This window comes from Bauldia litoralis, assembly GCF_900104485.1.
Classification (GTDB): domain Bacteria; phylum Pseudomonadota; class Alphaproteobacteria; order Rhizobiales; family Kaistiaceae; genus Bauldia; species Bauldia litoralis.
In genome coordinates, this window is sequence record NZ_FMXQ01000002.1 from 1 (window position 1) to 13,001 (window position 13,001).

General features: G+C 65.2%; 6 protein-coding genes. 4 read left to right on the plus strand and 2 right to left on the minus strand.

Annotation, left to right across the window (positions count from 1 at the left end):
- Both BLT60_RS03985 and BLT60_RS03990 read left to right on the plus strand, forming a co-directional pair.
- Positions 1-4,035, plus strand: a 4,035-nt coding sequence (locus BLT60_RS03985; RefSeq protein ID WP_175478287.1) for a beta strand repeat-containing protein, incomplete at its 5' end; no start/stop codon positions are given.
- A gap of 184 nt (positions 4,036-4,219) precedes the next feature.
- A complete protein-coding gene (locus tag BLT60_RS03990) occupies positions 4,220-4,891 on the plus strand; it encodes a DJ-1/PfpI family protein (protein ID WP_090874958.1) in 672 nt (223 codons plus the stop codon).
- Between the two features lie 230 nt (positions 4,892-5,121).
- On the opposite strand, the gene BLT60_RS03995 is transcribed toward BLT60_RS03990, so the two are convergent.
- Both BLT60_RS03995 and BLT60_RS04000 read right to left on the minus strand, forming a co-directional pair.
- Positions 5,122-5,502 (minus strand): NADH:ubiquinone oxidoreductase subunit NDUFA12, encoded by a 381-nt coding sequence (locus tag BLT60_RS03995; protein WP_090874959.1) that lies wholly within the window; start codon positions 5,500-5,502, stop codon positions 5,122-5,124.
- A gap of 132 nt (positions 5,503-5,634) precedes the next feature.
- A complete protein-coding gene (locus BLT60_RS04000) occupies positions 5,635-8,238 on the minus strand; it encodes a ribonuclease E/G (RefSeq protein WP_090874960.1) in 2,604 nt (867 codons plus the stop codon).
- A 642-nt stretch (positions 8,239-8,880) separates the two neighbouring features.
- Between BLT60_RS04000 and BLT60_RS04005 the strand changes: the two genes are divergently transcribed.
- Complete coding sequence (locus tag BLT60_RS04005) at positions 8,881-10,137, plus strand: N-acetylmuramoyl-L-alanine amidase (RefSeq protein WP_090874961.1); 1,257 nt, start codon at positions 8,881-8,883, stop codon at positions 10,135-10,137.
- A gap of 184 nt (positions 10,138-10,321) precedes the next feature.
- The gene (locus BLT60_RS04010) at positions 10,322-12,742 is read left to right on the plus strand and encodes a penicillin-binding protein 1A (RefSeq protein ID WP_175478326.1); all 2,421 of its coding nucleotides are present in this window, start codon (positions 10,322-10,324) and stop codon (positions 12,740-12,742) included.
- Positions 12,743-13,001: the final 259 nt, after the last annotated feature.

Consider the following 13,001-nt stretch of genomic DNA (forward strand, 5'->3'; position numbering starts at 1 on the left):
GGCTCCTCGACCTTCATCGTCCGCGACGGCATGTCGATCCAGGATGCCATCGACGCGGCCTCGGCCGGCGACACCATCCTCATCGGGGCGGGGGTCTACAACGAGAGCATCAACGTCAACAAGGATGGCCTGACGATCGCCGCGATCGGCAACGAGGTCGTCGAGATCAACGGCATCTTCAGCGAGAGCAATCCCACCTTCACCAGCGGCACCCTGACCGACTGGCTCAAGGCGGCGCCGGCGCATGCCGGGGGCAATGTCGCGATCACCGTGAATGCCGACGATGTCACGATCCAGAACATCAAGGTCACGGACGCGCTCTGGGGCATCGAACTCGGGAATGGAAGCGACGGCACCACGCTGACGAATGTCGATCTTGAGTCGAATGTCGTCGGAATCTACAAGCAGGGCACCTCTGCCATCACCGATCTCACGATGACCGGCGGTTCGGTCTCCGACGGCTTCCTCGGCATCAACTTCGACATGGCGATCGGCGGCGGGACGGCGGACGGCGTCCTGATCGACGGCACCGAGTTCTCGAACCTGATGCGCAAGGGCATCTACGTCGAGACGCTGTCCAACGCCCAGATCACCAACGTCACCATGACCGATGTCGGCCAGTATGGCGGCACGACGTGGAACGGCTCGCTCGGGGCCGGGGGCAACGGCATCAACCTCAACGTCAAGTACGGCGACTACAGCAATATCGAGATCGACAACTTCACGATGACCGATGTCGGCGCCTCGGACCGCGACGGTTTGGACGCTGCTTCGCACGGCAACGGTGGCGCCATCGTGATCGAGGCGCGCGATGACGGCGGCTATGCCGGCAATCCCGCGACGCTCACCAACGTGACGATCCACGACGGCACGATCGGTGGTCATCTTTCGACCGGTGTCCATGTCGGCGAACCCGCCAAGGACAATGCCGGGCCCGCGGTAACCGTGACCAACGTCGCGATCGGGCCGGACGTCGAGCACAGCGCCGACCACGGCGACATTGCCAATGAAACCCTGTCGACCGTCGCGGTCGTCGGTACCGCGCAGGCCGACTCCTACATGGCGAGCGGCGACTCCGACGGGGCCTTCGACATCGACGGCGCCGGCGGCAACGATACCCTCGGCGGCGGCTCGGCCGACGACCTCATCGACGGCGGTCTCGGCGATGACGAACTCTACGGCGGCGCCGGCAACGACACGCTGATCGCCACCCAGGGCAGCGACCTCGCCCATGGCGGTGACGACATGGACGTCGCGGTGATCCACGACAATGGCGGGGCGCCGATCAACATCGGCGACTTCGACTTCTCCGGCTTCGATGCCACCAACGGCATCGACGGCGACACGATCGTGGTCGGTGGCCGCACCGTGACGCTGACCGAGGTCGAACTGATCAAGGTGGCCAACACCGGCTCCTCGACCTTCATCGTCCGCGACGGCATGTCGATCCAGGAGGCGATCGACGCGGCCGCGGCCGGCGACACCATTCACATCGGCGCCGGAACCTTTGCCGAGAATCTGGTGATCGACAAGGAATTGACGATCATCGGTGCGGGAGAGGCGACGGTCATCCAGGGCACCTTGAAGACGGACAACGGCATCGGCGGGTCCGTCGCTGACTTCATGAAAGTCGCGGAACTCGGGAATCTCGGGTCCGGAATCGGCGTCAGTGTGGCCGCAGACAATGTCACGCTTCAGAACCTGAAGATCGACAGCTTCGCCACGGGTATCAATCTCGGCACAGTCGACAATGTCGTTCTGGACGGCGTTGTCATCGAGGACACCAATGTCGGCGTCCGCAAGGGTAACGCTGCCGAGGTCAACGGCTTCGAGATGACGGGTGGCGAGATTCGCGACAGCTTCATCGGCATGTACCTGTCGAAGGAGAACGATAACCACCGCGACATCACGGACGTGTTGATCGACGGGACGTCGTTCAGCGACCTCACCTTCAAGGGCATCTACGCCGAAACGCTGTCGGATGCCTTGATCACCAACATCTCGATGAACAACGTCGGCGAGTTCGGCCGTGGCGTCGACCTGGGCGGCGCCTTCACCGGGTTCTGGGGCAACGGCATCGACCTGAACCTGAAATGGGACAAGGAAGCATCGTCCGACACGACCGATGACGACGCGCCCTATAGCAACATCGTCATCGAGAACTTCACGTTCACCGATGTCGGCTCATCCGACAAGGATGGCGCGGCGGCGGCGCACCTGGCAGGCGGCGCGATCGTCATCAAGGCCCGGGACGACGGAGGATACAGCGACGAAGCGGCCTCCTTCCTCGGCTCGGTGATCGTTCGCAACGGCACCATCGACGGCACCTCGACCGGTATCCGCGCCGGCGAACCCGGCAAGTCCAATGCCGGTCCGCAAGTGACGGTGACCAATGTGACGATCACCGACGCGGTGCAGAACGCGCTGCACGGCGATATCGACAACGTCACCCAGTCGATCATGACGGTAACCGGCGACGCGGCCGCCAACAGCATCATCGCCCACGCCGCTGCCACGGGCGTGTTCCACATCAACGGCGGTGCCGGCAACGATACGATCATCGGCGGGTCGGCGGGCGATACCCTCAGCGGCGGCGCCGACAACGACACCATGCGCGGTGGCGGTGGGAACGACATCCTGAACGGCGATGGCGGCAACGACACGATGTTCGGTCAGGCCGGGACGGACACGCTGTTTGGCGGTGTCGGCAACGACACGCTTTATGGCGGGGACGACGCGGACACGCTGAACGGTGGCGCGGGCAACGACGCGCTGGACGGCGGGGCCGGAGCCGATGCGCTCAACGGCGGCGCCGGTACGGACACCGCCCGCTACGGGGTCACGCTGGCCAAAGCCGACGTCACCTTCGTCGGCGGAAACTGGGTCGTGTCCAACGCCGGGATCGGCGGCAACGACACGCTCAACGGTGTCGAGATCGTTTCCCATTCGGGTGGCCGGTTCCTGCTGGTCGGCGGCACCGGCTTCGCCGATGCCACCACGGCGGCTGGCTTCGCCACCAACCCCGGCGATGTCCTGCTCTACGCGGTGCCACCGGCAAAGACCAATGTGAACCAGGGCACCTCGACCCAGAACCTGGTCATTGACCTGACCGAGGAGGATACGCCGGTAGAGATCGAAACCGGAACGGGCGACGATAACGTCAAGACCGGCGATGGCGACGACACCGTCAAGACCGGCGACGGCAACGACGTGGTCGAAACCGGTGACGGCAACGACACGATCATCGGCGGCTCCGGCAATGGCGACGATGTCTACGATGGCGGATTGCTCAACGACACCGCCGTCTACTCCTCGGCGACAAGCAGCATCACCGTCGATCTCCGCGGGATGAATCGCTCGGACACGGCGGTCAGCGGCGCGGACGGGGCGGGTTCAGGTCCCGATACGGTCGGGGCGCTGTTGGTCAACGCCGGCAAGTCTGCCACGACGTCCGTCGGACTGGCGAGCGGCGAGGACATCGGCACCGATGCGTTGCTGAACATCGAGAACGCCGTCGCCGGCAGCGGCAAGGACCTGCTGATCGGCAACAGCGTGGCGAACATGCTGGACGGCGCTGGCGGCAAGGACAAGATCAAGGCCGGAGGCGGCGATGACGAACTCATCGGCGGCGCCGGCAAGGACACCCTCAAGGGCCAGGCCGGCGACGACACCCTGTCGGGCGGCAACGGGCGCGACAAGCTGAAGGGCGGCTCCGGCGACGATGCCTTCGTCTTCGACAGCAAGCTCAAGTCGAACAAGAAGGCGATGGACAAGATCCTCGACTTCTCGACCGGGGACGACCAGGTCCATCTGGACGGGGCGGTGTTCAAGAAGCTGGATGTCGGCGACCTTCACAAGTCGGACTTCAAGGCCGGCGGCAAGAAGGCCAAGGCCGACGACCACGACCTCTACTATCACCGCAAGTCGGGGGTGCTCTACTACGACAAGAACGGGAACAAGAAGGGCGGCGACGTCGCTATCGCCAAGCTCGACAAGAATCTCGACTTGAGTCACGACGACTTCCTCGTCATCTGATCGGCAAAGCGCCCCGGCATGAACAACCGGGGCGCGATCCGCTCCGCAGCGAGCATGAGCCCCGGACGCGGAGACCCGTGGCCGGGGCTCGACTTTTGTCTGGCCTTGACCACGCCGGAACGGCTAGGAATGCTGCGGCGCGGTGGCGCTGCGCATTTTCAGCAACTGGGGAGGAGTAATTCGAATGGCCGGAAAGAAGATATTGATGCTCGCTGGCGACTTCAGCGAGGAATACGAAATCTTCGTCTTCGAACAGGCGATGATGGCGGTCGGCCACACGGTCGACGTGGTCTGCCCGGACCGCAAGGCGGGCGAAATCCTCAAGACCTCGCTGCACGACTTCGAGGGCGACAAGACCTATACCGAGAAGCCCGGTCACAACTACACGCTGTCGAAGAGCTTCTCCGCAGTGAAGCCCGACAAGTATGACGCGGTCTACATCGCCGGCGGCCGTGGGCCGGAATACATCCGCATCGACAAGGGCGTGCAGAAGATCGTTCGCCATTTCCACGAGGCGGACAAGCCGATCTTCACCATTTGCCACGGCGTCCAGGTGTTGGTCGCGGTGCCGGAGACGATCCGCGGCAAGGAAGTGGCCGGCCTCGAATTCTGCGAGCCGGAAGTCACCGCCGTCGGCGGCATCTACATCGACGTGCCGCCGACCGGCCCGAAGGCCGCCCATGTCGACGGCAAGCTGGTTTCGGCGAAGGGCTGGCCGGGCCTCGCGGCCTTTATCCGCGAATGCCTCGGCGTGCTCGGGACCGAGATCCACCACGGCAAGGTCAAGGGCGCCCGCAAGCCCGCGGCGAAACGCAACGGCGCCCGCGCCGGCAATGGTGCACGGGCCACGGCCTGACGATCGAGCCGGGCAGGGCGGTGGGACGCACCATGCGCGATCCGACCGCCCGGCCCGCTATCGCCGTGCCCCATCATTTGCAAGGCCCAACAGCCGGTCTTGAAGCGACAGGACAGCGTGGGGCGGTTGCGGGCGAGGAGCGTGCGAGCCGACGTGCAACGTCGACGGCGCTCCAGACGGTCGCGTGAACCGCGGCTTACTGCACCGTCAGGGATGAGAAACGGGGAAGGCTAGCCTTCGGGCGACCAGGGCTCATAGTCCGGACGCGCCGGGGTCCGCGGATCGCGGTTGAGGATCGAGCCTGGCGGGCGATAGGCGAGTGCGGTGCCGGTCATGTTCGGCTGGTGCGGCTTTTCCCATTCGCGCGGCGTGTAGGGCGCCGGCGGTTCGTCCACCCGGAAATGAATCCACGAATGCCAGCCCGGCGGGATGCGCGAGGCTTCGGCCAGGCCGTTATAGATGACCCAGCGGCGGGTTCCCTTCCGCTCGCGGTAATACTGGTTGCCCTGTTCGTCCTCGCCGACCAGTTCGCCCTTCCGCCACGTCCAGAAACGCGTGCCGATGGTCTCGCCGTTCCACCAGGTAAAGAAGTGCAGAAGGAAGCTTTTCATGTTGGCCGGTTTACCGCGCCGGCCTCGCGGTGTCCATGCTTTCGTCGACGCAGTCGGCGGCCTCGGCAGCGATCATGAAAAAGGGCGGCGCCCGATGGACGCCGCCCGGATTTCAGGCCTGCTGCCTCGGGCTCAGAAGAAGCTGCGCCGCTGCCACCAGCCGCTGCGCTTCGGCTTGTCCGGATCCTCGTCGGCGTCGTCAGCCTCCGGCGTGGATGGCGGCGGGGAGGCGGGTTCGGGCGCCACCGAAGCGACCACGGGCTCCTCGGCCTGCACGACCGGCGCTTCCGGCTCCCATTCGCTGTCGGGGATGGCGGCCTGCTCGGGCTCCGGTGTGGCGATCGCGTCGTGCTGCTCGGCCGCAACGGCAACCGGCTCGGCCGCGATGGGTGCGGACTCGGATTCGACGACCTCGGCCACATGCGTCGGGCTGGCATCGCCGTTGATCGCATGGCTCGGCTCGTCGGCGACCGGCGTGGTGTCGACTTCCTCGGCGAGGGAGCCTGTCCCGGCTTCGATCGCCTGATTCGCGTCGTCCTCGCCGTTAGCGCTCCGCTCGCCATTGGCGCCGCGTCCGCGCTGGCCGCGGCGACCGCCGCGACGACCGCGACGACGCTTGCGCGGCTGGGTCCCGTCGCCGTCTGCCTCGCCCTCGGCGGCGCTTTCGCCACCGCTTGCCTGCTCAGGCTCCGCCTCGGAAGCGGTTTCGGGGTCGGCGCTGCCTTCACCCGACTCGGGCTTCGCCTCAGCGGCCGAGTCGGACCCGCCACCGCGACGACGGCGACGGCGACGGCGCGGACGGCGCTCGCCGTCCTGCTCGCGGTCCGTCCCGGCATCGGCCTCGACCTCGGCTTCCGCCTCAGCGGCGGCCTCGACAGCCTCGTCCTCGGCAATCGCGTCGATGTCATCCTCTTCCTCGTCCGGCTGGACCGAGTCCGGCTGGACCGAGGTGACGAGTGTTTCGGGGCGCTCGGCGAGTTCGCCGCGCTCGACCGCGAAATGCGCGCTGTTGACCAGGGCCTCGTCGGCGCTGACCGTGATGGTCAGGCCGAAGCGCTGCTCGAGCTCCGACAGGTGGGCGCGTTTCTGGTTGAGGATGTAGAGCGCGACCGGCGTGCGGGTGCGGATCGTCAGGTTGTGGGTGGCGCTCTTGAGGAGCTGGTCCTCGATCGAACGCAGCACGTGCAGCGCGACGGAGGCCGGGGCGCGGACATGGCCGCTGCCCTGGCAGGTCGGGCAGACGCTGGTCGTCGATTCGAGGACGCCGGTGCGGATGCGCTGGCGCGACATCTCCAGCAGGCCGAAATGCGAGATGCGGCCGACCTGGATGCGGGCACGGTCGCTCTTCAGCGACTCCTTCATCCGCCGCTCGACGGCCCGGTTGTTGCGCTTCTCCTCCATGTCGATGAAGTCGATGACGACGAGGCCGGCGAGATCGCGGAGGCGAAGCTGCCGCGCCACTTCCTCGGCCGCCTCGAGGTTGGTCTGGAGGGCGGTGTCCTCGATGTTGTGCTCGCGGGTCGACCGGCCCGAGTTGACGTCGATCGACACCAGCGCCTCGGTCTGGTTGATCACCAGATAGCCACCCGACTTGAGGGTGACCTGGGGCGAGAACATCGCGTCGAGCTGGGCCTCGATGCCTGACCGGGCGAAGAGGGGCTGGCTGTCGCGATAGGCCTTCACGTTCTTCGCATGGCTCGGCATGAGCATGCGCATAAACTCTTTCGCCTCGCGATAGGCTTCCTCGCCGGCGACCTGAATCTCGTCGATCTCCTTGTTGTAGAGATCGCGGATCGAGCGCTTGATCAGGCTGCCTTCCTCGTAGACGAGGGTGGGCGCGGTCGAGTGGAGCGTCAGCTCGCGGACATTCTCCCAGAGGCGGAGCAGGTATTCGAAGTCGCGCTTGACCTCGGCCTTGGTGCGGCTGGCGCCGGCGGTGCGCAGGATGACGCCCATGCCCTCGGCGACGTCGAGATCGGCGACGACGTCCTTGAGCCGCTTGCGGTCGGCCGGGCTGGTGATCTTGCGGGAAATGCCGCCGCCGCGCGCCGTGTTCGGCATCAGCACCGAATAGCGGCCGGCAAGCGAGAGATAGGTGGTCAGCGCCGCGCCCTTGTTGCCGCGCTCTTCCTTGACGACCTGGACGAGCAGCACCTGGCGGCGCTTGATCACTTCCTGGATCTTGTACTGCCGGGCGCGACCGCGGCGACGAACCGGAACCTCTTCCAGCGCGTCCTCGGCGCCGACGGAATCGACTTCCTCGTCGCTGTGGATGTCGTCGCCATCGTCGTCGCCGTCATCCGCCGCGGCGACCGTCTCGTCCGCGGCCTCGCCGCCGGTGTCGGACGGCGTCTCGCCGGCGGCTTCGGAAACGGTATCGGGCTCAGCCGCCGCCGCGGCCACGCTTTCCGCTTCAGCGTCTCCATTGCCGGAATCGCCATCGTCGTGATCGCGCCTTTCGGCCTCGATCAGCGCCTGACGGTCGGCGACCGGGATCTGGTAGTAGTCGGGGTGGATTTCCGAGAAGGCGAGGAAGCCGTGGCGATTGCCGCCGTAATCGACGAAGGCCGCCTGAAGCGACGGTTCGACCCGCGTAACCTTGGCTAGATAGATATTGCCGCGGAGCTGCTTTCGGGTCGCGGATTCGAAGTCGAACTCGTGGACTCGGTTGCCGCGAAGCACCACGACCCGGGTCTCTTCGGGGTGGGCGGCATCGACAAGCATTTTGTTGGCCATTGCCTGAAATCTCCATGGCCGCGGGCCGGCGCCAGGCGGTGTGCGTCTTGGGAGCACGCCGCGGCGCCTGTCTGGCGGCCGTTTTGTCGGTGAAAGAAGGCGCCTGACCCCGAATCCATCCGCCGTCCGGAAGCCACGGTCATTGCCGGGCCTGGCGTCAGCGGTGATGTGATCGGATTTCGGGTCATGTCAGTACGCCGGTGCCTCATACATTTCGTTTGTCCGGACGCCGCGTCCGGGTTTTAAGGCGGCCGCCGGGAGGGCGACTACGCCGTCAGAATCGCCGGATTCCGTCCTGATGCGCGACAGGCAGATGACAGCTGCTGCATCCGGACGATTGTCCGATACATCCTCCTCCGGTGCCAACCGGATGCCGGTCTCACCAACGGCGAAACACTCGTTTTTGAAAGTCGCCGCCGCTTGGACCGCTGCCGCCGCTACGGGGAGCACCTACGGACGGAGGATGAATTCCGTACAAATGTTGTATGTGCGCCGCGCCTACATTGCAAGGAGGACATCTTTTTGCGCAACGACCACAATAAAATCTCGGATAGGCGGTTAACCTGCCGGCTCGCATCATTTAAGACGTGCGTCGGGGCGATGCGCGCATGAGGAACGGGCTTTTTGCGCAGATTTAGAGCCATGACAGACGGATTCGCCGGCCGCCTTCCGTCGGCGGCCATTGCCGTTGCCGCCGTCTTTTTCGTTCTCGGCGGGCATGCGGTCGCCCAGGATTCGCCAGCCGATACGGCCGGCACAACGCCGATCGTCTTTGACGCGCGGGTTGTCGGCGACTCGAATCGCACCCGCTTCGTCGCCGACCTGACCGACGTGGCGGACGCGGCGGTCTTCACCCTGGCCGACCCCTACCGGATCGTCGTCGACATGTCGGAGGTCGGTTTCCGCCTGCCCGAGACCGCCGGACAGGATGGACGCGGCCTGTTTTCCGCCTTCCGTTACGGCCTGATCTCGCCGGGCAAGTCGCGCATCGTCCTCGACGTCACCGGCCCGGTGAAGGTCGACAAGTCCTTCGTCGTCGCGCCGGCGGAGGACCAGCCCGCGCGCCTGGTCATCGATGTCGTGCCGACCAGTCGCGAGTCGTTCCTAGAAGCCAACCGCGCCTATCGCGATTCCCTGAGTGTCGAGGGCGCGGCGAAGCGCGATCGCGCGCTGGTCGCGGCGGGGAAGGGGGAAAACCAGGGGCCGACGGTCATTCTGGACCCCGGGCACGGCGGAATCGATACCGGCGCCAAGGGGCGGGGCGGCGGCGTCGAGAAGGACCTGACGCTCGCCTTCGCCCAGGTTCTTGGCGAAAAGTTAAAGGCGACCGGGCGCTATAACGTTTTGTTTACCAGAACGGATGACAGTTTCGTGGCACTGGGTGATCGAGTCGCGATTGCCCGCGAGAACGACGCGGATCTCTTCGTTTCGATCCACGCCAACTCCTTTCGCGGGCGGTCGATCCGGGGCGCAATCGTCTACACCGTGTCCGACGGCGCTTCGGACAAGATGGCGGCGGAGATTGCGGCGTCGGAGAACCAGGCGGACGTGCTGTCCGGTATCGATATCGCCGAAGAGGACTCGAACGAGGTGATGGATATCCTGCTAGACCTCACCCGTCGCGAGACCCGGAATTTCGGCACCGTGTTTGCCCGCAACCTCGTCAATGAACTGAAGACCGCCACGCCGATGTTCAAGGTTCCCCACCAGCAGGCCGGCTTCAAGGTTCTCGAGGCCCCCGACGTGCCCTCGGCGATGATCGAGCTGGGATTCGTTTCGAATGCCGAGGACGAGAAGTTGCTGAAGTCGGAGGCCTGGCGCGACAAGACCGCGACGTCCGTGGTCCGCGCGATCGACGATTTCTTCGAGAAGAAACTCGCCCAGCGAGGGGGGCAATGAGGCTGGTGTTGCGCAATGGTCACGGGCCGGCGAGAGCCGCCGGCAGCCCTGTTTGCGCCCTAGTTTCTCCACAAAGCTCGCCGAACTACGCGGGGGTCGAATTTGCCGCCAGAGGCGACGTTCGCCCCGCGGCCGCGAAAGCGTTTGAGCCGCGAGGAAGCGGCCGGGGAACGCACGCGATATGATACTACGAATCTTTGGTTATCTATTCGGGATCGGTGCGGTGTTATTTTTGGTCGTCGCGACGGGTATCGCCTGGTACGTCTCTGGTATCACCCAGGACCTGCCTGACTACGATGTTCTGGCAAAATACGAGCCGCCGGTGATGACGCGCATCCACGCGTCGGACGGGCAACTCATCGCCGAGTATGCGCGGGAGCGGCGACTCTATCTGCCGATCCAGGCCATTCCGGACCGGATCAAGGCCGCCTTCATCTCGGCCGAAGACAAGAATTTCTATCACCACTCCGGGCTCGACTATTACGCCATCTTCCGCGCCATGGTGCAGAACGTGCAGTCGATGGGCTCGGGCAGTCGGCCAGTCGGCGCCTCGACGATCACCCAGCAGGTGGCGAAGAACTTCCTGCTGACCAACGAGCAGAGCATCGACCGCAAGATCAAGGAAGCGATCCTGTCGTTGCGGATCGAGGCGGCCTACAAGAAGGACAAGATTCTCGAACTGTATCTGAACGAGATCTTCCTCGGGCTTGGCGCCTATGGGGTCGCGGCCGCGTCGCTCGAATATTTCGACAAGTCGGTCCACGAATTGACGCTTGCCGAGGCCGCCTACCTGGCGGCGTTGCCGAAGGCGCCGAACAACTACAATCCCTTCCGGCATCCCGACCGGGCGATCGAACGTCGCAACTGGGTCATCGATCGGATCGTGGAGAACGGTTTTGCCACCGTCCAGGAAGGCGACGCGGCCAAGGCCGAGCCGCTCGGCGTCAACCGTCGCGTCACCGCCCCGCATCTGTTTGCCGCCGATTACTTCACCGAAGAGGTCCGCCGGCAACTCGGCGACATGTTCGGCGACAAGGCGCTTTACGAAGGCGGCCTTTCGGTCCGGACGACGCTGGATCCCGAGTTGCAGGTGCTGGCCCGCCAGGCTCTGATGAAGGGGCTGATCAAATTTGATCGCGCCCGCGGCTGGCGCAAGCCGGTCAAGCATTTTGACGAGATCGGCGCCGACTGGGGTGCGACGGTCGGCGAGGTCGAGGCGCTTTCCGACGTCGTCGAATGGCGCCTGTCGATCGTGCTCGAATCCTCAGGCAACGGCCTGACCGTCGGGCTGCAGCCCGCGCGCCTGCCGAACGGCAGGCTCGAGGAAGCACGCGAGACGGCCGTCGTGCCTGCGTCGCAGATGAAATGGGCCGGCAAGCGGCCAAGCGTCGGCGACGTCGTCTATGTCTCGAAGGTCGAGGGCAGCGAATCCAACGAATACGCGCTGGAGCAGGTGCCGGAAATCGAGGGCGCAATCGTCGCGATGGATCCGCATACCGGCCGTGTCCTTGCGATGGTCGGCGGCTTTTCCTTCGCCGAGAGCGAGTTCAACCGCGCCACGCAGGCCTATCGCCAGCCCGGTTCGTCCTTCAAGCCGTTCGTCTATTCGGCGGCGCTCGACAACGGCTACACGCCGTCGTCGGTGGTCATGGATGCGCCGATCGAGATCGATCCCGGTCCCGGCCAGCCGATCTGGCGTCCGTCCAACTACAGCAACGAATTCTACGGCCCGTCGACGCTGCGGACCGGCATCGAGCGGTCGCGCAACGTGATGACCGTGCGTCTCGCCCAGGACATGGGCATGCCGCTGGTCGCCGAATATTCTCGCCGCTTCGGCGTCTATGACGACCTGCCGCAATTCCTGCCGATGGCGCTTGGCGCCGGCGAGACCACGGTGCTGCGCATGGCGGCCGCCTATTCGGTCATCGACAACGGCGGCCGGTCGATCAGCCCGACGCTGATCGATCGCATCCAGAATCGCTTCGGCGAGACGGTCTTCCGCCATGACACCCGGGGCTGCGAGGCCTGCGAGGCCGCCGAATGGCAGGGGCAGGACGAGCCGGAGATCATCGACGACGCCGACCAGGTGCTCGATCCGATGACCGCCTACCAGATGACCTCGATGCTCGAGGGCGTCGTCCAGCGCGGTACCGCGACCATCGTTTCGCGTGAGATCGACAAGCCGCTGGCGGGCAAGACCGGCACCACCAACGACTATCACGACGCCTGGTTCATGGGCTTCTCGCCCGACATGGTGGTCGGCGTCTTCGTCGGCTACGACCAGCCGCGCAATCTCGGTCGCAGTTCGACCGGCGGCCAGCTGGCGGCGCCGATCTTCGTCGACTTCATGAAGGAGGCGCTTGCCGACAAGCCGGCAATTCCGTTCCGCGTCCCGCCGGGCATGAATTTCATCCCGATCGACCGCAAGACCGGCCTGCATACAAGCGGCAACGGGGCAGGCGTCCTGCTCGAAGCCTTCAAGCCGGGAACCGGGCCGCCCGATACCTATTCGATCATCGGCTACACCGACACGCTCGGCAATCCGCTCACCGTCTCGCCCGATTCCGATAGCGCCGTGATTTCCGGCACGGGCGGACTCTACTGACGCAAAATGAACGAAGGTCGGCCCTTTGCCGACCTTCATTCAGCCATCATCAAATTGCAAAACCAAAAGCGAGAGGGGTCTCGCTGAGCATACGGTCGCCGTCCATGCCCCTCTGCCCATTGTCGTCCCGGAACCCACGGTTCCGCCCGACGGACGAAAACCCGCTGATTCACGAGATCCCGCTTGGTATTGACGCGGCCCGCGCCGCGTTGGACTGTGCGTTCTTTTCGAGCAAAGGCTACCGGAGCGTCTGAGCGCG